At 71.9% G+C, this 20,796-nt stretch carries 15 protein-coding genes; 7 read left to right on the top strand and 8 right to left on the bottom strand.

What is annotated here, in order from left to right:
• Positions 1 to 12 precede the first annotated feature (12 nt).
• From ALMP_RS13615 to ALMP_RS13605, 3 genes are all read right to left on the bottom strand, one after another.
• Positions 13 to 846: an ATP-binding cassette domain-containing protein gene (locus tag ALMP_RS13615; RefSeq protein ID WP_264927422.1), complete on the bottom strand. Its 834-nt coding sequence runs from the start codon at positions 844 to 846 to the stop codon at positions 13 to 15.
• Positions 843 to 1,868, bottom strand: a complete 1,026-nt coding sequence (locus ALMP_RS13610; protein ID WP_264927419.1) for an ABC transporter permease — start codon at positions 1,866 to 1,868, stop codon at positions 843 to 845. The genes ALMP_RS13615 and ALMP_RS13610 overlap by 4 nt, the downstream gene beginning before the upstream one ends.
• Before the next feature lie 105 nt (positions 1,869 to 1,973).
• Positions 1,974 to 2,996, bottom strand: a complete 1,023-nt coding sequence (locus ALMP_RS13605; protein ID WP_264927417.1) for a sugar ABC transporter substrate-binding protein — start codon at positions 2,994 to 2,996, stop codon at positions 1,974 to 1,976.
• 244 nt (positions 2,997 to 3,240) lie between these two features.
• On the opposite strand from ALMP_RS13605, the gene ALMP_RS13600 reads away from it, so the two are divergent.
• The 3 genes from ALMP_RS13600 (at position 3,241) to ALMP_RS13590 (ending at position 7,323) form a co-directional block, all read left to right on the top strand.
• The gene (locus ALMP_RS13600) at positions 3,241 to 4,203 is read left to right on the top strand and encodes a carbohydrate kinase (RefSeq protein WP_264927415.1); all 963 of its coding nucleotides are present in this window, start codon (positions 3,241 to 3,243) and stop codon (positions 4,201 to 4,203) included.
• A gap of 240 nt (positions 4,204 to 4,443) precedes the next feature.
• Complete coding sequence (locus tag ALMP_RS13595) at positions 4,444 to 7,005, top strand: GH32 C-terminal domain-containing protein (RefSeq protein ID WP_264927414.1); 2,562 nt, start codon at positions 4,444 to 4,446, stop codon at positions 7,003 to 7,005.
• A 24-nt stretch (positions 7,006 to 7,029) separates the two neighbouring features.
• The gene (locus ALMP_RS13590) at positions 7,030 to 7,323 is read left to right on the top strand and encodes a putative quinol monooxygenase (protein WP_264927413.1); all 294 of its coding nucleotides are present in this window, start codon (positions 7,030 to 7,032) and stop codon (positions 7,321 to 7,323) included.
• A gap of 25 nt (positions 7,324 to 7,348) precedes the next feature.
• Here the strand turns inward: ALMP_RS13590 and ALMP_RS13585 are convergent, their stop codons facing one another.
• The gene (locus ALMP_RS13585) at positions 7,349 to 8,458 is read right to left on the bottom strand and encodes a LacI family DNA-binding transcriptional regulator (protein ID WP_375803476.1); all 1,110 of its coding nucleotides are present in this window, start codon (positions 8,456 to 8,458) and stop codon (positions 7,349 to 7,351) included.
• Between the two features lie 223 nt (positions 8,459 to 8,681).
• Here ALMP_RS13585 and ALMP_RS13580 point away from each other — a divergent pair, with 223 nt between their 5' ends.
• On the top strand, positions 8,682 to 9,791 hold the full coding sequence (locus ALMP_RS13580; protein WP_264927411.1) for a winged helix DNA-binding domain-containing protein: 1,110 nt from the start codon (positions 8,682 to 8,684) through the stop codon (positions 9,789 to 9,791).
• Between the two features lie 102 nt (positions 9,792 to 9,893).
• Here the strand turns inward: ALMP_RS13580 and ALMP_RS13575 are convergent, their stop codons facing one another.
• The 3 genes from ALMP_RS13575 to ALMP_RS13565 all read right to left on the bottom strand — a co-directional run bounded on the left by ALMP_RS13575 (position 9,894) and on the right by ALMP_RS13565 (position 14,765).
• Complete coding sequence (locus ALMP_RS13575; RefSeq protein WP_264927409.1) at positions 9,894 to 10,685, bottom strand: trypsin-like serine protease; 792 nt, start codon at positions 10,683 to 10,685, stop codon at positions 9,894 to 9,896.
• A gap of 240 nt (positions 10,686 to 10,925) precedes the next feature.
• Complete coding sequence (locus ALMP_RS13570) at positions 10,926 to 13,751, bottom strand: LuxR family transcriptional regulator (protein WP_264927407.1); 2,826 nt, start codon at positions 13,749 to 13,751, stop codon at positions 10,926 to 10,928.
• A 186-nt stretch (positions 13,752 to 13,937) separates the two neighbouring features.
• Positions 13,938 to 14,765: a response regulator transcription factor gene (locus ALMP_RS13565; RefSeq protein WP_264927405.1), complete on the bottom strand. Its 828-nt coding sequence runs from the start codon at positions 14,763 to 14,765 to the stop codon at positions 13,938 to 13,940.
• 116 nt (positions 14,766 to 14,881) lie between these two features.
• On the opposite strand from ALMP_RS13565, the gene ALMP_RS13560 reads away from it, so the two are divergent.
• Positions 14,882 to 16,552: an AMP-binding protein gene (locus ALMP_RS13560; protein WP_264927403.1), complete on the top strand. Its 1,671-nt coding sequence runs from the start codon at positions 14,882 to 14,884 to the stop codon at positions 16,550 to 16,552.
• Positions 16,549 to 18,135: an AMP-binding protein gene (locus tag ALMP_RS13555; RefSeq protein WP_264927402.1), complete on the top strand. Its 1,587-nt coding sequence runs from the start codon at positions 16,549 to 16,551 to the stop codon at positions 18,133 to 18,135. Before ALMP_RS13560 ends, ALMP_RS13555 begins: the two co-directional genes overlap by 4 nt.
• A gap of 18 nt (positions 18,136 to 18,153) precedes the next feature.
• Here the strand turns inward: ALMP_RS13555 and ALMP_RS13550 are convergent, their stop codons facing one another.
• The gene (locus tag ALMP_RS13550; RefSeq protein WP_264927400.1) at positions 18,154 to 18,783 is read right to left on the bottom strand and encodes a hypothetical protein; all 630 of its coding nucleotides are present in this window, start codon (positions 18,781 to 18,783) and stop codon (positions 18,154 to 18,156) included.
• Between the two features lie 203 nt (positions 18,784 to 18,986).
• On the opposite strand from ALMP_RS13550, the gene gcl reads away from it, so the two are divergent.
• Positions 18,987 to 20,771, top strand: coding sequence for a glyoxylate carboligase (gene gcl, locus ALMP_RS13545; protein ID WP_264927398.1), 1,785 nt, complete (start codon positions 18,987 to 18,989; stop codon positions 20,769 to 20,771).
• The last annotated feature ends 25 nt before the right edge of the window (positions 20,772 to 20,796 follow it).

Genomic DNA, 20,796 nt, shown 5'->3' with positions numbered 1-20,796 from the left:
GACATCGTGCGGTCAGGTGGCCTGCACTCCGGCGGCCTTCGCGGCGTCGGAGTCCGCTACGACAGTACCTCCGGCCTCGTCGAGGGTGAGCGCGCCGGTCATGATGGCGACGACCTCCGCCATCGAGTAGTCGGAAGGCTTGATCAGGGCCGCGCGACGGCCCAGCCGGTGGACGTGGATCCGGTCGGCGATCTCGAAGACGTGCGGCATGTTGTGGCTGATCAGCACCACCGGCATGCCCTTGTCGCGGACCCGGCGGATCAGGTCCAGCACCTGACCGGACTCCTTCACACCGAGTGCGGCGGTGGGTTCGTCCATGACGACGACACTGCGCGCCCAGGCGACGGAACGAGCCACCGCGACGGCCTGCCGCTGCCCGCCGGACAGGGTCTCCACCGACTGCGTGAGCGACCGCAGCCCGATCTTCAGATCGGCCATGTGCTCGGCGGCCTCCTGACGCATGCGCTTCTTGTCCAGCATCCGGAAGACACTGCCGAGCACACCGGGGCGGCGCAGTTCGCGGCCGAGGAACATGTTCGAGGCGATGTCCATGGACGCGGCCACCGCCAGGTCCTGGTAGACGGTCTCGATGCCGTGCGCGCGGGCGCTCTGCGGACCGGAGAACTGAATGGGCTCGCCGTTCAGGCGGATCTCACCCGCGTCCGGGACCACCGCGCCGGTGAGCGCCTTGATGAGGCTGGTCTTGCCGGCTCCGTTGTCACCGATGACGGCGAGCACCTCACCGGGCAGCAGGTCGAAGTCGGCGCCGTCGATGGCGGTGACATGGCCGTAGCGCTTGACCAGCCCGCGGGCCTGCAGAACGGGGGTCACGGAGGTGGCGGTCATCGGGCCTTCTTCCGGGAGATCTGGTCGACGGTCACCGCGAGGATCACCAGCACACCGGTGATCAGCGTCTGGTAGATGGAGGCGACGCCCATCAGTTGGAGCCCGTTGCGGAAGACACCGACGATGAGGACGCCGATGAAGGTGCCCAGGACCGACCCGCGCCCGCCGAAGAGGCTGGTGCCGCCGAGCACCACGGCGGTGATGCTGTCGAGGTTGTCGGTCTGCCCCGCCTGCGGGTCGCCCACCCCGGTGCGGGAGATGAGCAGCAGCGCGGCGATGCCGTACAGCAGGCCGGCCACGGTGTAGACGCCGATGGTCAGCCGGGAGGTGCGGATGCCGTTCAGCCGGGCCGCCTCCGGGCTGTTGCCCAGGGCGTACACGTGGCGTCCCCAGGCGGTGCTGCTCAGGGCGTAGGCGAGGAGGAGGAACAGCGCGATGGTGACCAGGGAGCCGTAGGTGATGTCGGTGCGGCCGAGCGGGAAGGTCTCGCCGAGGGCCGTCAGCGGGCCGGGCAGGTTCGTGACGGTCTGTTCCTCGGAGTAGATGTGGGTCAGCGCGAACGCCACATTGAGCATGCCGAGGGTCACGATGAACGGCGGCAGCGGGATCTTCTGCACCAGCAGCCCGTTCAGCAGACCGAACCCGCCGCACACCGCGAGGCCCAGCGCGATGGCGAGCAGCGGCGGCAGCGATCCCTCCGCCGCCATCTTGGCGATGACGATGCTGCCGAACGCCATCACCGCCCCGCACGACAGGTCGATGCCCGCGGTGAGGATGATCAGGGTCTGGCCGATGGCGAGGGTGCCGACGACCATGACCTGCTGCACGATCAGGGAGAAGTTCCCGCCCGTGAGGAACTGGTCGGTCGAGAAGGAGAAGAAGACGCAGGCGAGGAGAAGGGCGGCCAGCGGCCCGGTGGTGGGCTGCATGAGCAGCCTGCGGGCCGTGCTCGGTGCCTTGATCCCGGCGTACGGCGCGGACGTGGACGGCGGCGTGGACGGTGGCGTGGACGTGGCAGTCATGCGAAGTCCTTGACGTCAGGGTGAGGGGCGGCCCGCTCCCGGTCGGGGAGGAGGAGCCGGGCCGCCGACTGAGGGGTGAGCGGTGCGGGCGGTCCTCGGGGCGGCTCAGCCCCAGCAGTTCTCCAGGCCGTAGGCGGTGTCCTTGCCGGTGACCCCCGCCTGCGCCTTGTCGGTGATCAGGGTGACGCCGGTGTCGGTGTAACCGGACACCTTCGTGCCGTTCTTCGCGTACGTCGCGACGGCCTTGACGCCCTCCGCGGCCATCTTCAGCGGGTACTGCTGGGAGGTGGCCGCGATCTTGCCGTCCTTGACCGCCTGGGTGCCCGTGCAGCCGCCGTCGACCGAGACGATCAGGACGTCCTTCTCCCGACCCTTGGCCTTGAGCGCGGTGTAGGCGCCCAGCGCCGCCGGCTCGTTGATGGTGTAGACGACGTTGATGCCGGGTTCCTTCTGGAGGCAGTTCTCCATCGCGGTCTGGCCCTTGGCCTGGTCGCCACCGGTGTCCTGCGAGCAGACCACCGCCGGGTCCTTCGCGCCGACGCCGAAGCCCTTCAGGAAGCCGTCGTGCCGCTGGACGCCGACGGAGACGCCCGGTGCGAGGTCCAGGGTGGCGATCTTCGCCGCCTTGCCCTTCATGGCGGCCTTGGCGTACTCGCCGATCAGCTGTCCGGCCTTGAAGTTGTCCGTGGCGAACAGGGCGTCGACGGCGCTCTGCGGCTCGGTCGGGGTGTCCAGCGCGATGACCAGGACGCCCTTGGCACGGGCCTTCTCGATCGCCGGCACGATCGCCTTGGAGTCGCTCGGGGTGATCAGGATGCCCTTCACCCCGGAGGCCACCATGTTCTCGATCGCGGTGACCTGCCCGGCGTTGTCGCCGTCGAACTTGCCCGCCGCGCTGACCAGTTGCACGCCGTTGTCCTTGGCGGCCTGCTCCGCGCCCTCCTTCATCTTCACGAAGAACGGGTTGGTGTCGGTCTTGGTGATCAGGCCCACCTTCACATCGCCCGAGCCGCCGGCTGCGGAACTCGACCCGGAACCGGATCCGCAGGCCGTCAGGGCGAGCGCCGCGACACCCGTGCAGGCGGCGACTCTGAGGAGGGAGAGGGACGGACGAGTGGTGCGAGGCATGAACGACTCCTGCGGGATTGCGAGCGGACGCGGCCGGCATCGGAGCATGCCGTCCCGAGGTGTCATCGTTGACTTATGTCATCGTTGACACTGCATGGCGAGGATGATGGACTCCGTCTCCCGGCAACGTCAATGCCTTGCCCCCGTCACAAATCGGCAACGTCCCCGGCCGTCGCCCACCCGTGACCGCTCCGCGGCGGCGCGGCGCGCCCGGGTCGCCCGGCCTTCGAGAGAAGAGCAGCCCATGAGCCTGCGTCAGATCACCGTCCTCGGGGAGTGCGTCGCGGACGCGTTCGCCGCACCCGGGGGCGCCGCGAACGAACTCGCCCTGCGTGTGCTGCCCGGCGGCGGACCCGCGAACACCGCCGTGGCCCTGGCCCGGCTGGGCACCCCGGCCCGCTTCCTGGCACGGCTCTCCACCGACGTGTTCGGCCGCCTGTTCCGCTCCCACCTGGAGGCGTCCGGGGTGGACCTGTCGCACGCCGTCGAGGCGGCCGAGCCCAGCACCCTGGCCGTCGCGGAACTGGACACCCAGGGGCAGGCCGCGTTCTCCTTCCACGCGCAGAACACGGCCGACTGGCAGTGGACGGCCGCGGAACTGGCCGGGGCGGACCTGTCCGGCACCGCCTGTGTGCACACGGGATCGCTGGCCCTGGTCCGTGAGCCCGGGGCGGCGGTGGTGGAGGAGTTCCTGGCGGCGGCCGCACCCGGGGCCACCCTCAGCATCGACCCCAACGTCCGGCCGCTGCTGGTGCGCCCCGAGGTCTACCGGGCGAGGCTGGAGCACTGGTGCCGCCTCGCGGACGTGCTGCGGCTGAGCGAGGAGGACCTGGAACTCCTCCTGCCCGGCACCGCCCCCGAGCGGGCCTGCGACCTCTGGCACGCGGCCGGGGCGCGGCTCGTCGTGATCACGCGCGGCGCCGACGGCGCTCTGGCCTCGCTCGACGGCGAACGGGTGGAGGTGCCCGCGGTGGCCGCGCGGGTGGTCGACACGGTCGGGGCCGGGGACTCCTTCACCGCCGGACTGCTGCACCACCTCGGCACCCGAGGGCTCCTCGGCGGCCGGCTGACGGATCTCCGGCTCGACGACGTCGCGGAGGCCTGCGGGTTCGCCGCCCGGGTGGCCGCTCTGACCTGCTCGGTCGCCGGCCCCAACCCGCCGTGGCGGAACCAGCTGGCGCCGCTCGCGACGGCCGAGCACGCCTGACTGGCGGGCGGGCCGCGCGGGGCGATCTCGCAAGGACCGTTGACGCGTCGGACGGATTGCCCCATCATCGGGCACTCGATGTCATCGATGTCATCGACGGCTAGATGTCATCGATGACACAGTCAACGATGACACCCCGGCCGACGCCGTGGACGTCGGCGCCGGCCGGGGTGTCCCTCTCGTTCGCTCCCCACTGCGGCCTCGGGACCGCCGCGTGGAGGACCGCGGCAAGGAGACAGCATGAGCTCTGCACGCGTATCCCGGCATGCCCGCGCCCGGCTGATCGCGGCCGTGGCGACCGTGTGCGCCCTGTCCGCCGCCCCGCTCGCCCCCCGGGCGGTCGCCGCCGACACCCCGACGTACACCGAGACCTACCGACCCCAGTTCCACTTCACCCCGCAGAAGAACTGGATGAACGACCCCAACGGCCTCGTGTACTACAAGGGCGAGTACCACCTCTTCTACCAGTACAACCCCAACGGGAACTCCTGGGGCGACATGTCCTGGGGGCACGCGGTGAGCAAGGACCTCGTGCACTGGGAGGAGCTGCCGCTCGCGCTGTCGCACGACGACGAGGAGATGGTGTTCTCCGGCAGCGCGGTCGTCGACTGGAACAACACCACCGGGTTCGGCACCAAGGAGAACCCGCCCATGGTGGCGGTCTACACCAGCGCCTACAAGAACGGCGGCAAGCAGGCCCAGTCGCTCGCCTACAGCACCGACCGCGGCCGCACCTGGACCAAGTACGACGGCAATCCCGTCCTCGACATCGGCTCCAAGGAGTTCCGCGACCCCAAGGTCCAGTGGTACGCGCCGACCCAAAGCTGGCTGATGACGGTGTCGCTGTCCACCGAGCACAAGGTGCGGTTCTACTCGTCGAAGAACCTCAAGGACTGGGACCTGCTCAGCGAGTTCGGGCCGCAGGGCGCGACGGGCGGGGTGTGGGAGTGCCCCGACCTGTTCCCGCTGGCCGTCGACGGGGACGAGAACAACATCAAGTGGGTCCTGGTCGTCAACATCAACCCCGGTGGCATCGCGGGCGGTTCGGCCGCCCAGTACTTCATCGGCGACTTCGACGGCACGACGTTCACCGCCGACGACAAGGGCACCTACACCCCGCCCGCAGGCACCGTCGTACAGGACTTCGAAGGCGCCGGCTTCGGCGCGTGGACGACCACCGGGACCGCGTTCGGACAGGGACCGGCGGCCGGGGCGCTGGACGGGCAGTCGACGGTCGGCGGCTTCGACGGCAAGGGCCTCGCCAACAGCTTCCACGGCGGTGACGGCGCCACCGGCACCCTCACCTCCCCCTCCTTCACCGTCGACAGCCCCTATCTGAACTTCAGGATCGGCGGCGGACGGCACGAGCACCGGGACGGCACGGTCCAGGAGCGCGGACCCGTGCCCGAGGGGACGGTCCTCGCCGACTTCGAGGGCGGCGGCTACGGCGACTGGACCAGGACCGGCGACGCCTTCGGCACCGCACCGGCCACCGGCACCCTCCCCGGCCAGCAGCGGGTCTCCGGCTTCCTGGGGAACGGGCTGGTGAACACCTTCCTGAACGGCGACTCCACCACCGGCACCCTCACCTCACCCGAGTTCACCATCGACAAGGACTACATCGACTTCCTGATCGGCGGCGGCACCCACCCCGCCGCCTACGCCCACCCCACCGCCGTCGAACTCGTCGTCGACGGGAAGGTCGTGCGCAGCGCCACCGGAAAGGACAGCGAGGCCCTCGACTGGGCCGCCTGGGACGTCCGCGACCTCGCCGGCCAGAAGGCCCGGATCAGGATCGTCGACGACAACACCGGCGGCTGGGGCCACATCAACGTCGACCACATCGTCATGTCCGACACCAAGGCGCAGCCCGTCTCCGACGAGACCGCCGTGAACCTCGTCGTCGACGGCAGGGTCGTCCGCAGCGCCACCGGCACCGACAGCGAGACCCTGGACTGGGCCTCCTTCGACCTGCGCCCCTACCTCGGCGAACAGGCCCGGATCCAGATCGTCGACCTGAACACCGGCGGCTGGGGCCACATCCTCGCCGACGGGTTCACCACCGCCGACGCCCCCGCCAAGTCCGTCGTGCAGCGCGCCGACTGGGCCGACTACGGCAAGGACTACTACGCGGCGGTGTCCTGGGAGGACGCTCCGGACGGCAAGCGGTACATGATCGGCTGGATGAGCAACTGGGACTACGCCGGTGCCGTCCCCACCTCCCCCTGGCGTGGCGCGCAGACCGTCCCCCGGGAGATGGCCCTGCGCACGATCGACGGCCGCGTCCGGCTGACCAGCACACCGGTGAACACGCTGAACTCGCTGCGCCGGCAGCCCCCGGCGACCGCCGCCGGCGTCACCGTCACCAACACCTCACAGCCCCTGATCGGCGCCGCCGCCCAGGGCGACGCGCTCGACATCGAGGCGACCTTCTCCCTGAAGGACGCCGAACGCTTCGGCCTGAAGGTCCGCACCGGCGCCGGGGGAGAGGAGACCGTCATCGGCTACGACACCAAGGCCCAGGAGCTGTACGTCGACCGCACCCGCTCCGGTGCCGTGGACTTCCACGGCACCTTCCCCGGCGTGCAGCGGGCCCCGCTGAAGCCGGTGAACGGCAAGGTGCGCCTGCGGATCCTGGTCGACCGGTCGTCCGTCGAGGTCTTCGGCGGCAGCGGCGAGGCCGTGATCACCGACCAGATCTTCCCCCACCCCGACAGCCGGGGCGTGCGGGTCTTCGCCGAGAACGGTTCGGCGCACCTGAACACCGCCCGCGTCTGGCACCTCGGCTCCTACCGCGACTGATCCCCGACCCGGAGGACACCACCCGTGAACAAGACCCTGCTCGCCGAGTTCACCGCCCGCGAGGGAGCACAGGAGGAGGTCGCCCGCCTGCTGCGGGACTACGCCCGCAAGGTGCGCGAGGAGGAGGGGAACCTCGCCTTCGACGTCTACACCAAGGCCTCCGCGCCCCGCGCCTACTGGATCTTCGAGGTGTACCGGGACGAGGACGCCTTCCAGGCCCACCTGAAGGCCCCGTACGGCGGCCCGTTCAACGCGGCGCTCGCCCCGCTGATCGAGGAGGACGCCTCCGTGCTGACGTTCCTCGACCCAGTGAGCTGAGTCTCTCAGCCGTCGGCGCGTCCGGTCAGGCGGTCACCGGGCGCGCCGAATCCCGGATCACCAGCTGTGTGCTCAGCACGACGTGGTCGTCGGAGGTGTGGCCCACCTCGCGCTCCAGAGCCAGGCGCACGGCGGTGCGCCCCAGCTCCTCGTACGGCACGCGGACCGTGGTGAGGGCCGGGGTGAGGTCGGCGGCGAACGGGACGTCGTCGAAGCCGACCACGGAGACATCGCCCGGGACGCGCAGACCGGCCTCGCGCAGGGCGGCCAGCGCCCCCAGCGCCACCACGTCGGACCCGGCGAAGACGGCGGTGAAGCCGACGTTCGCGCGCAACGCCTCCCGTGTGCGCAGATAGCCCGACTTGCGGGTGTAGTCGCCGGAGGTGTCCAACTCCTCGGCGTAGGGGACGCCATGGGCGCGCAGGGCGTCCCGGTGGCCGAGGCGCCGCTCCTCCGCGCTGCTGAATCCGGGGGCGCCGCTCAGGAAGAGCACACGCCGGTGCCCGCCCGTCAGCAGATGCGCCGTGGCCTGGAAGGCGCCGCCCCGGTTGTCGTAGTCCACCACCGTCGCCGGGACGCCCTTGGGCAGGGGCGGCCGGCCGCACAGCACCAGCCGGGACCCCGCCGAGGCCAGCGCCTTGGCGTAGTCGGCCATCCGCTGGTGGTAGGCGTCGTCCGGCACCGTGCCGCCGACCAGGATGACCGCCGCGGCGTGCTGTTCCCGCATGAGCTGGACCAGATCGTCCTCCCGCCCCGTGTCGCCCTTGGTGGAGCAGACCAGGCTGAGCCGACCCCGGCCGCTGGCCTCCTGTTCCACTCCGGCGGCCACATGGGCGAGGGACGGACCGGTGATGTCCTTGAGGACGAGGGCGATGGGGCCGGCGACGCGCCCGGACAGCGCCTTGGCATGGACGTTCACGACGTAGTGCAGGGATTCGACGGCGGCCATGACCCGTTCCCGGGTCTCCGTGGACACCGGGTAGTTGCCCGCGAGGGTCCGGGAAACGGTTGCTACCGAAACGCCGGCCTTCGCGGCGACATCGCGGATCGTGCTCGGCCGGTCGGCCGACCTGCTCCTCCGCTTGGCCTTCCTCACTCCCGCGCCACTGGGCGTGCCTTCTCCGTCGTCCTTCACGGCTCCGACGTTACTGCATGGTGCGTGCCTGGCCGGACCGCAGCTTGGCCTCCTGGGTGTAGTAAACGTTTCTATCCCCCGGGAAACCCTTCCACGGCCGATCGATGGTCCTGACGTCGGCACAGTAACCGGTTACTCAAATCAGGCCTTCGGCCGCACCCCCCGCAGCCGTCGGCGCCCCCGTGACTCCTGGCGCGCCCTCCGTGGCCGCTAGCGTGCCCCCATGACGAAGACGACCTCACCGGCGTCCCCCCTGCTGACCCCGCGCGCCCTCAACCGCGCGACCCTCGACCGGCAGCTGCTGCTGCGCCGGTCGCCGCTCTCCGCGAGGGCCGCCGTCGAGCACCTCCTCGGCCTCCAGGCGCAGAACGTGAATCCGCCGTACTACGCGCTCGCCGCCCGCCTCGACGGCTTCGCCCCCGAGCAGCTGTCGGAGCTGATGGCCGACCGGGAGGCCGTCCGTATCGTCACCTTGCGCTCGACCCTGCACACCCACACCGCCGACGACTGCCTCACCCTGCGGCCGCTGGTGCAGCCCGCCCGCGAGCGGGAGCTGAGGGCCTTCCGCGAGGGCCTCGCCGGCGTCGACCTGGACCGGCTCGCCGCGCTCGCCCGCGACCTCGTCGAGGCCGAGCCGCGCACCATGAAGCAGCTGCGGGAGGCGCTGCTCGCCGAGTGGCCCGGCGCCGATCCGCAGGCCCTCGGTCTCGCCGCCCGCTGCCGGCTGCCCCTCGTCCAGGTCACCCCGCGCGGGCTGTGGGGCAGAAGCGGGCAGGTGGCTCTCACCACCGCCGAGCACTGGCTGGGCCGCCCCGCCGAACCCGCCCCGCGGCCGGAGGCCGTCGTCCGGCGCTACCTCGCCGCCTTCGGTCCCGCCTCCGTCAAGGACATGCAGACCTGGGCCGGCCTGACCCGGCTGCGCGAGGCCTTCGAGCGCCTGCGCCCGAGCCTGCTCACCTTCCGGGACGAGCACGGCGTCGAACTGTTCGACCTCCCCGACGCCCCCCGCCCCGACCCCGACACCCCGGCCCCGCCCCGCTTCCTCCCCGAGTTCGACAACCTGCTCCTCTCCCACGCCGACCGCACCCGCGTCGTGCCGCCCGCCTATTGGGGCCGCACCTGGCAGGGCAACCAGGCCCACCGCGTGCTCCTCGTCGACGGCTTCCTGGCCGGGGTGTGGAAGCCGGAGGGCGACACGCTGGTCGTCGAGCCGTTCGGGACGCTGACGGACCGGCAGCGGCGGGACGTCCTCGCCGAGGCCGAACGGATGCTGGCGACCCTGCACCCGGGCACGCCGTACGACATCCGGTTCGGGACCGTCGTACGGCCGTGAACGCTTTTCGGGCATTGGAAAGGGGGCGCTGCGGGCCGCTCGTGGAGGCTCGCAGCGCCCCCTGGTTCATCACCTGAGGGGGTGCTCAGGACTACCGCTGGGTCACGAGGTGACCTGCGCGGTCACCAGGCTGGAGAACGTGGTCAGCCGGGTGTAGATGCCGGGGTAGTCGGCATCCGCGCAGCCCTCGCCCCAGGACGTGATCCCTGCCAGGACGCCCCCGATGAGCAGGGGACCGCCGCTGTCGCCCTGGCAGGTGTCTGTGCCGCCGGAGGTGGATCCGGCGCAAACCATGTCGGACTGGACGAAGTCCGAACCGTAGGCGCTCGCACACGTGGAGTCGGACGTGATCGGGACGGTCGCGGTCCGCAGCTGGTTGGAGGAGCTGCCGCCCGAGGAGGTGGTGCCCCAGCCGAGGATGCGGGCCGTGGTGCCGGCCGCGTACACGCCCGTCTGGGAGGAGGAGACGTACTTGGCCGTGGTGTACGGCATCGACGTCGACAGCGTCAGCACGGCCACGTCGTCGCCGTTGGTGACGTCCGAGTAGCTCGGGTGGATCCAGATCTTGCTGACCCGGCTGACCGTGCCGTTCGTGCCGTTGCGGTAGGTGCGGCCGCCCACGACTCTGACGCTGCTGGTGGTCTCGCCGACCATGCAGTGCGCGGCCGTGACGACCTTGGTGGGCGAGACGAGCGTGCCGCCGCAGAACTGGCTCTGCGAGGCGTCCGTGATCTGCATCATGAACGGGTACGCGGTCGTGGTGGTCGTCGTGCCGCCCACGATCGGCTGCGGCGCGGCCATCGCGGACGGCGCGCCGAGCAGCGCGGTCGCCGCCGCTGCGGCGGTCGCCGCGACGACGGCGGCGGTCTTCTTGACACGGGTGAACCCGAACATGCGTCTCCTCGGTGGGGGTTGCCGGTGGGGGGTCGCGCGGGTGTGGGGGGGTGCACAGGGGCCGCGGGACCGGCCCCTGTGTGCCCGGCGAGCGGCACGTCACTTACGCTAGGGGTGGGCGCTCCGCCCTCCCAATGAGGGAACCCCCTAGGGGAGTCGGGGAGGGAAAACCCTCGGTGGTCCCTCGGCAAACCCGCGCGGACGGTGAAACCCGTGCCCGCCAGTCAACCCGAGGAACCGTCACTTCGCATGGCGCCCCGCCGCCAATCGGACGATGTCCACCCGGGAGCGGATCCCCAGCTTGCGGTAGACCCGGGTCAAGGTGGCCTCGACCGTCTTGACGCTGATGAACAGCCGGGCGGCTATCTCCCGGTTGGTGGCGCCCTCCATGACCAGCGCGGCCACCTGACGTTCCATCGAGGCCAGCCCCTCCAGCGCGTCGGACGCCGGCGCCGGCGCGGGCACGACGGCCGGCTCGGCCGGACCCCGGGCCGTTTCCGCGGCCGCCGCGTCGACCTGCCGCAGCCACGGCAGCGCCCGGCACCGCCTGAACAGCCGCGCCGCCTCGTCGTACGAGGTCGGGCCCGGCCGCCGGGTGCGCAGCCGGGCCAGCGCGAACGCCGCCCGTGCCTCCTCCAGCCCGTACCCCAGCTTGGCCAGCCGGTCCTGAACGGACGTCAGCCGGACCAGCGCCCCGTCCAGGTCGCCCCGCGCCGCCCGTACCAGGGCCTCCGCCCGGTCCAGCACCGCCAGCACGCTCTCCCGGCCCAGCCGCAGCGCGTGCTCCCGGGTGACGTCGATGACGTCCTGTGCCTCGATCGGCTCACCGATCCGGACCAGCGCCTCGGCGAGGTCGCCCTGCCAGCGGCCGCGTGCCGGGTCGGTGATGCCCAGGCCCTGCTCCAGCTCCCGCACCCGGCGCAGCGAGCCGACCGCGCCCGCCGCGTCGCCGGCGACCAGCTGGGCGTGGCCCAGCGCGGCCAGGGCGCGCGAGAGGTACATCTGGTCGCCGTCCTCCTCGGCCCGGTCGGCGGCCTCCCGGGCCAGCGCCAGCGCCCGGTCGACGTCACCGCCGGAGGCCTCCGCCATGGAGGTGAGCATGGCGGAGGCGCCCAGCCCGATGCCCGAGTCGCGGGCCAGCCGCAGGCTCTCCCGGGCCAGGTCCAGGGCGCGCCCGCAGTGCCCGGAACGCAGTTCGGTGTCGGCCAGGAACCGCTGGAAGTGCACCTCGCTCTCGACCATGCCGCGCCGGCGCACCTCGCGCAGCAGCGCGGTGATGGTGGCGCGGGCCTCCGGCAGCTGATCGCTCATCAGCAGCCAGCGGAAGCGGGCCATGCCGGCGCCGTTGTGATGGCACGCCACATACGGGTCCTGGGGCTCCTTCAGGGCCCGTTTGATGGTGGTCGGCGCGAGCGGATGGCCCATCAGCAGTTCGATCGAGGCCTGGAGCGACAGCGCCATCAGCTCGGTGCGCCGGTCGCCGCCCCGGGCGGCCAGCTCCGCGGTGTGCGCGGCCTCCTGGCGGGCCTCGGCGAAGTCGCCCTCGACGACCAGCTTGCGCCACGCCAGCCGGTAGTGGACCAGGGCGAGCAGCCGGGGGTCGTCGCCCGCGTCGGCGAGGGCCTGCGGGAAGACGGCGTCGACCTCGCCGAGGGACTGCCCGGCCGCCTCGATCACCACCTCCCAGGCCCGCACCCGTTCGGCGGGCACGCTCGCCCGGGTCAGCACCTCCCGCGCGATGTCCCGGGCGAGGTCGACCTCTCCGGCGGTGATGGCGTCCTCGGCGGCCTGGAGCCGGCGCTCGTCCGGTGCGGGCATGCCGTCCGGCGGGGTGTGCCGGGCGGCGAGCAGCCCGAGCGAGGCGGCGACCGAGGGGGCGCCCCGGTCCCGGGAGAGCGCCGCGGCCTCGGCGAGCCGGGCGGCCACCTCGGGGTCGGTGCCGGTGGTCGCGAGAGCGAGGTTGCGGGCCCGTTCGATGGGGTCGGAGGCGGCGGTGGACAGCGCGGCGTGCGCGGCCCGGCGTTCCTGCGCGGGCGCCTCCGCGTACAGCGCGGCCGAGATCAGCGGATGCGCGAACCGCACGGCGGGCCCCTCGGGCTCCGTCGCCAGCAGTCCGAGGGCCGCGGCCTGGGCGGTCTCCGCCTCGGCGTTCTCCCGGCCGGCCGCGTGCAGCAGCGCCAGCGTCGGGCGGGCGCCGGCGCTCGCCACGAGCAGGGTGCGGCGGGCATCGTCGGAGAGCATCTCCAGGCGGCTGAGGACGAGGGCGCGCAGCGAGGTCGGCACCGGCAGCGGCTCGCCGGGGCGCGGCGGGGTCGGGCTCTCGCCGAGGGCGCGGCCGAGCTCCAGGGCGAACAGCGGGTTGCCGCCGCTGGTGCGGTGGATCTCGCGGACCGTGGAGCGCGGCAGGTCGGTGTAGCCGCGGTGGTCGAGCAGGGCGGAGACCTGGGCGCGGGAGAGGGGGTTGAGGCGGACGGCGAGGGTGTCGGGCGGGGACGCGCGTAGATGACGGTCGTACTCCTGCCCCTCCGTCCGGACCGCGCACAGCAGTTGGACGGGGGTGTCGCCCAGCCGGCGGGCGGCGAAGCCGAGGAGTTCGGCGCTGGCGGAGTCCAGCCACTGGAGGTCGTCGGCGACGAGCAGCACGGGGCCGGCGGCGGCCAGCGCGCGCAGGGCCGACAGGACGGCCAGACGCAGGGCGAGGCCGTCGCGTTGCAGGGTCGATTCCCCGCGGCCGGTGAGCGCCGACTCCAGGGCTGTGCGCTGGGCCGACGGCAGCTTGTCCGAAATTTCGTCGAGGACCAGCCCGAAGAGGTCCGCCAGCGCGAGGAAGGGGAGGTGGGATTCGGACTCGGTGGCCGAGCAGCGCAGGACGGTGCGGGCCGACTCGCCGTAATCCGCGGCCAATGCCCGCAGCACGGTCGACTTTCCTATTCCGGCGGGGCCGTGGAGCAGCACACTGCCGCCGCGGGCGAGCTGGTCACGGGCGGCCGTGAACAGCTCCTCCCGGCCGATGACCAGGTCGGGGCGGCATCTGGCAGGCTCCTTGAAGTCCCGTCGCACGGTCACCGCTCCCCTCCGTGTGTCGTGTCCGGGCCAAATTCTAGGCAACGTCCCATTGAAATTCGGAGGGACGGCGTGGTGAGGGATATAACAGCCGGGGCATCGGGAAATTCATCCGGACGGTGGCTGAATGGGAGGTCGTCGCGGGGAGCCCTTCCTGGCCGGATCCGACTGCCGCGATCCGGCCGCCGGCTACGGCAGCAACCCCGCTCTGCGGGCAGCGACCACCGCCTCCCCGCGGGTGTGGGCGCCGAGCTTGCGCATCGCCGAGCGCAGATAGCCCTTGACCGTCTCCGGCCGCAGTCCCAGCCGCTCGGCCGCCGCCGCGTTCGTCGCCCCCGCCGCCACGCAGGTCAGGACGTCCACCTCGCGCGGCGCCAGGACGGCCTCCTCCGCCGCCGGCCCCGAGGTCAGCAGTCCGCACGCGGCGAGGAGTTCCGCGCGCAGCGACGGGTCGGGGATGCGCGGGGCCAGAGCGCGCAGCGCCGCGTGCGCCTCCCGGACCTGCTCCCAGCCGGCCGCCGTCGCGGGACCGGCCTGCGGGCGTGCCGCCGCCAGCACGGCACGCGCCTCGTCGTCGACCACCAGCGCCTGCTCCACGTCCCGCGCCACCTCGACGGCCGCGTTCAGCGTGCGGTCGCCCAGCGGCTGGGCCGTGCGCAGGGCGCCGTAGAGCACTCCGCGCACCCGGCGGCGTACCACCACCGGGATGGCGAGGACCGAGCGCAGGCCCTCCTCGGCGACCGCCGTGTCGTACTCGTGGCTGATCTGCCGGGAGAGGGAGTAGTCGGTCACGGCGCACGGGCGGGCCTGGGCGACCACCTTGCCGCCGAGGCCGAAGCCGGAGGTCACCGCGAGCCCCCGCAGCGCGACCGTGGACGCGCCGCTCAGTTCGCTGATCCGCATCCTCCGCCGCCCCGGCTCCACCAGACCGCCGAAGGCGACCGGCAGCCCCGTCGCCCGCCGCAGCCGTGCCAGCGCGCCCCGGATCTCCACCGCTCCGGCCGCCTCCGTCGTCACCTGCCCGCCCTTCCTCGCACCCCGGGTGCCCCCCGTTCGGGGGTAGTGAGACCCGTATCACGGATTACACGATGGCAGAGAGCCGCCCGGCAATGGTCCGGCACAGAGGAGGACAGATGACGACGGCCACGGAACAGTTCCGCAGGGCACGGAACTTCCTGCTGGAACACCGCGAGGACTACGCCACCGCCTACAACGGTTTCGCCTGGCCCCGTCCCGAGCACTTCAACTGGGCCCTCGACTGGTTCGACGTCATCGCGGACGGCAACGACCGCACCGCCCTGCACATCGTCGAGGAGGACGGCTCCGAGGTCCGGCTCTCCTTCGCCGAGCTGTCCGAGCGCTCCGACCGCGTCGCCAACCTGCTGCGCGAGCGCGGCGTCGCGGCCGAGGACCGCGTGCTCGTCATGCTCGGCAACCAGGCCGAGCTGTGGGAGGTCGCCCTCGCCGCGATGAAGCTGCGGGCCGTCGTCATCCCGGCGACCCCGCTGCTCGGCCCCGCCGATCTGTGCGACCGCGTCGAGCGCGGGCGGGTCCGGCACGTCGTCGTGCGCGCGGCGGACGCCGGGAAGTTCGACGAGGTGCCCGGCGACTACACCCGTACGGCCGTCGGCGGCGTGCCGGAGGGCTGGCAGCCGTACGAGGACGCCCACACCGCCTCGGCCGAGTTCCTGCCCGACGGCCCGACCCTCGCCGACGACCCGCTGATGCTGTACTTCACCTCCGGGACGACGGCCCGCCCCAAGCTCGTCGAGCACACGCACACCTCCTACCCGATCGGGCATCTGGCGACGATGTACTGGATCGGTCTCAAGCCGGGCGACGTGCACCTCAACATCTCCTCCCCGGGCTGGGCCAAGCATGCCTGGTCCAATCTGTTCGCGCCGTGGAACGCGGAGGCGACCGTCTTCCTCCACAACTACACGCGCTTCGACCCGGCCCGGCTGATGGCGGAGATGGACCGGGCGGGCGTGACGACGTTCTGCGCGCCGCCGACCGTGTGGCGGATGCTCATCCAGGCCGACCTGACGCAGCTGCGCACCCCGCCCCGCGAGGCCGTCGCCGCGGGCGAGCCGCTCAACCCGGAGGTCATCGAGCAGGTGCGGCGGGCCTGGGGCGTGACCATCCGGGACGGCTTCGGCCAGACGGAGACGGCCGTGCAGATCGCCAACAGCCCCGGGCAGGAGCTGAAGACCGGCTCCATGGGGCGGCCCAGCCCCGGCTACCGGGTGGAGCTGCTCGACCCGGTGTCCGGCGCGCCGGGCGCCAGGGAGGGCGAGATCGCGCTCGATCTGTCGGCGCGGCCGGTCGGCCTGATGACCGGTTACCACGGCGACGCCGACCGCACCGCGGAGGCGATGGCGGGCGGCTACTACCGCACGGGCGACATCGGGGAACGGGACGAGAACGGTTACATCACCTATATCGGGCGGAGCGACGACGTCTTCAAGGCCTCCGACTACAAGATCAGCCCGTTCGAGCTGGAGAGCGCGCTGCTGGAGCACGAGGCGGTCGCCGAGGCGGCCGTCGTCCCGGCGCCGGACGAGCTGAGGCTGGCCGTGCCCAAGGCGTACGTCGTCCTCGCCGACGGCTGGGAGCCCGGGCCCGACACCGCGAAGGTGCTGTTCGAGCACTCGCGGGAGGTCCTCGCCCCCTACAAGCGGATCCGGCGGCTGGAGTTCGCGCCGCTGCCCAAGACCGTCTCCGGCAAGATCCGCCGGATCGAGCTGCGTGAGGCCACCGCGGCCGGTTCGGCCGCCGAGTACCGCGAGGAGGACTTCCGGTGAGCGAGCCGTCCTACACGCACGGGACGGGCGACACCGCCCTGCTCGGGGACACCATCGGAGCCAACCTGGACCGGGCCGTCGCGGCCTGGCCGGACCGTGAGGCGCTGGTCGACATGGTGTCGGGGCGGCGCTGGACCTACGCCCGGTTCGCCGCCGACGTCGACGAGCTGGCGTACGCGCTGCTCGCGAACGGGGTCACCAAGGGCGACCGGGTGGGCATCTGGGCGGTCAACTGCCCCGAGTGGGTCCTGGTCCAGTACGCCACGGCCCGTATCGGCGCCGTCCTGGTGAACATCAACCCCGCCTACCGCACCCACGAGGTCGAGTACGTCCTCAACCAGGCCGGCGTCTGTCTGCTCTTCGCGTCCCTCGGCCACAAGACGAGCGACTACCGGGCGATGGTCGAGGAAGTGCGCGGCCGGTGCCCGCGGTTGCGGCAGACCGTGTTCATCGGCGACCCGGGCTGGGAGGCGTTCGTCGCGCGTGGCACGCCTGCCGCGTTCCCGGAACTGTCCTGCGACGACCCGATCAACATCCAGTACACGTCGGGCACGACGGGCTTCCCGAAGGGGGCGACCCTCTCCCACCACAACATCCTCAACAACGGTTACTTCGTGGGGGAGACGATCGCCTACAGCGAGCAGGACCGGGTGTGCGTGCCCGTGCCGTTCTACCACTGTTTCGGCATGGTCATGGGGAATCTGGCCGCCACGTCCCACGGCGCGTGCGTCGTGATCCCGGCCCCCTCCTTCGACCCGAAGGCCACTCTGGAGGCCGTCCAGCAGGAGCGCTGCACGTCGCTGTACGGCGTACCGACCATGTTCATCGCGGAGTTGAACCTCCCCGACTTCGCGTCGTACGACCTCTCCTCGCTGCGCACCGGCATCATGGCGGGCTCGCCCTGCCCGGTGGAGGTGATGAAACGGGTGGTCGCCGAGATGAACATGGCCGAGGTGTCGATCTGCTACGGCATGACGGAGACCTCCCCCGTCTCCACGCAGACCCGGCGCGACGACGACCTGGAGCACCGCACGGGCACGGTCGGGCGGGTGCTGCCGCACATCGAGGTCAAGGTCGTCGACCCGGCCACCGGCGTGACCGTGGAGCGCGGCCGGGCGGGCGAGCTGTGCACCCGCGGCTACAGCGTGATGCTCGGCTACTGGAACGAGCCGGAGAAGACCGCCGAGGCCGTCGACGCCGGCCGTTGGATGCACACCGGGGACCTGGCCGTCATGCGGGAGGACGGCTACGTCGAGATCGTCGGCCGCATCAAGGACATGATCATCCGGGGCGGCGAGAACATCTACCCGCGCGAGATCGAGGAGTTCCTGTACGGCCACCCGGGCATCCGGGACGTCCAGGTCGTCGGCGTGCCCCACGAGACGTACGGCGAGGAGGTCCTGGCCTGCGTCATCCCGCACGACCCGGCGCACCCGCCGACGCTGGAGGACGTGCGGGCCTACTGCGAGGGGCGGTTGGCCCACTACAAGATCCCGAGCAGGCTCCAGGTGCTGGAGTCCTTCCCGATGACGGTGTCGGGGAAGGTGCGGAAGGTGGAGCTGCGGGAGACGTACGGCGCGTGACGCGAAGGGGCCCGCCCCTCACACGCGGGCGGCGAGTTCGTCGGCCGGCGGGTTGACCGGCCGGGGCGTGCCCGTGAGTTCCAGGACGAACAGCGGGACGCCGAGGGAGTCGGCGCGGGTGCGGGCCTCGGGTGTGTAGCCGGCGAGGGAGAAGTAGACGCACCGCGCCGACTCCGTCATGGCCGTCAGCCACAGGCACTCCACGTCCCGCGGCGAGGCCGGCCGCGCGCTCGGGTCGACCCGCGCCAGCAGTCCCCGCGCGGCGAGACCGATACCGGAGGCGGGCCGCTGGTCGGCCCGTCGGATGTCCCGGTGCCCGAGCCGGTGGAGATAGAGCACGGTGACGGTCACCGCGTCGAGCGCGGTGCGGATGGGCGGGGAGCGCACGGGGAGGCGCACCGGGATGCGCAGGACCGTCCCGCAGGGGCAGCCCAGTTCCGGCCGGGGCCACTGGCTGCGTCGGCCGCAGGACGGACACGGGACGGTGATCCAGTCCTCCTCCCACGACCGGTGCGTGAGGACCGTCGGTGCCGCCCCCGGGTCGGGGGCGAGGGGGACGGGGGTGCCGCACGGGCAGGCATAGGACGGCGCGGTGTAGCGGCGCTCGCGGCGGCAGGCCGGGCAGCGCACCGGCACGCTCTCGGACATGGGCCCATGTTCCTCCAGGGACGCCCTCCTGTCCGTCTCTTGACGGCCTTCCCCCACCGACCTAGATTGATTCCAGATAGTAGAAGTTTATTTCCGCATTCCGGAAAACTTCGCAAGATGCGAAGCAAGACGAAAGCAAGGAGAAGTGCTCACCGCGGGGCGCGACGGGAGAGCCCATCCGACAGCCGAAGCAGGAGTACTCGATGGCTCGAATGACCGCTGCCCGCGCGGCAGTTGAGATCCTCAAGCGTGAAGGCGTCACCGCCGCGTTCGGTGTCCCCGGCGCGGCGATCAACCCCTTCTACGCGGCGCTCCACGCCTCCGGCGGCATCGCCCACACCCTCGCCCGCCATGTGGAGGGCGCCTCGCACATGGCCGAGGGGTACACCCGCACCCACCCGGGCAACATCGGCGTCTGCGTCGGCACGTCCGGCCCCGCCGGCACCGACATGATCACCGGGCTCTACTCCGCCATCGGCGACTCCGTCCCGATCCTGTGCGTCACCGGGCAGGCCCCCACCGCCGTGATCCACAAGGAGGACTTCCAGGCCGTCGACATCGCCTCCATCGCGAAGCCGGTCACCAAGATGGCCGTGACCGTCCTGGAGGCCGCCCAGGTCCCCGGTGTGTTCCAGCAGGCCTTCCATCTGATGCGCTCCGGCCGGCCCGGCCCCGTCCTCGTCGACCTGCCGGTCGACGTCCAGCTGACGGAGATCGAGTTCGACCCGGACACCTACCGACCGCTCCCGGTCTACAAGCCGGCCGCCGGCCGCGCCCAGATCGAGAAGGCGCTCGCGATGCTCAACGCCTCCGAGCGCCCGCTGATCGTCGCCGGCGGCGGCATCGTCAACGCCGACGCCTGCGCACTCCTCGTCGAGTTCGCCGAGCTGACCGGCACCCCGGTCGTGCCGACGCTCATGGGCTGGGGTGCAATCCCCGACGACCACGAGCTGAACGCCGGCATGGTCGGCCTCCAGACCTCGCACCGCTACGGCAACGCGACCTTCCTGGAGTCCGACTTCGTCCTCGGCATCGGCAACCGCTGGGCCAACCGCCACACCGGCCGCCTCGACGTCTACACCCGGGGCCGCACCTTCGTCCACGTCGACATCGAGCCCACCCAGATCGGCAGGATCTTCGCCCCCGACTACGGCATCACCTCCGACGCCGGGGCCGCGCTGGAGCTGTTCGTCGAGGTGGCCCGGGAACTGAAGGCCGCCGGCCGGCTGCCCGACCGCTCCGGCTGGGCCGCCGCCGCGCAGGACAAGAAGGCCCGCCTCCAGCGCCGTACGCACTTCGACGACGTCCCGATCAAGCCGCAGCGCGTCTACGAGGAGATGAACAAGGCCTTCGGCCCCGAGACGCGGTACGTCACCACCATCGGCCTCTCCCAGATCGCCGGCGCCCAGATGCTGCACGTCTACCGCCCGCGCCACTGGATCAACTGCGGCCAGGCGGGCCCGCTCGGCTGGACGGTCCCGGCGGCGCTGGGCGTGGCCAAGGCCGACCCGGAGGCGCAGGTCGTGGCGCTGTCCGGGGACTACGACTTCCAGTTCATGATCGAGGAGCTGGCGGTCGGGGCGCAGCACAAGATCCCCTACGTCCACGTCCTCGTCAACAACTCCTTTCTGGGCCTGATCCGTCAGGCGCAGCGGGCGTTCGACATCGACTTCCAGGTGAGGCTGGAGTTCGAGAACGTGAACTCGCCCGAGCTGGGCGTCTACGGCGTCGACCACGTCAAGGTCGCCGAGGGCCTGGGCTGCAAGGCGATCCGGGTCACCGACCCCGGTGAGCTGGGCGCCGCCTTCGAGCAGGCCAAGAAGCTCGCCGCCGAGCACCGGGTGCCGGTCGTCGTCGAGGCGATCCTGGAACGCGTCACCAACATCGCGATGTCCGGCACGAACGACATCAGCGACGTCGTGGAGTTCGAGGAACTCGCGACGGAGCCCGGTCACGCGCCCACCGCGATCCGGCCGCTGACCGTCTGACGGGTACGACGGTGAGGGCGGCCCT

It is taken from the genome of Streptomyces sp. A012304 (genome assembly GCF_026008495.1).
Lineage (GTDB): Bacteria > Actinomycetota > Actinomycetes > Streptomycetales > Streptomycetaceae > Streptomyces.
This window is presented reverse-complemented; position numbering and strand designations above follow the sequence as displayed.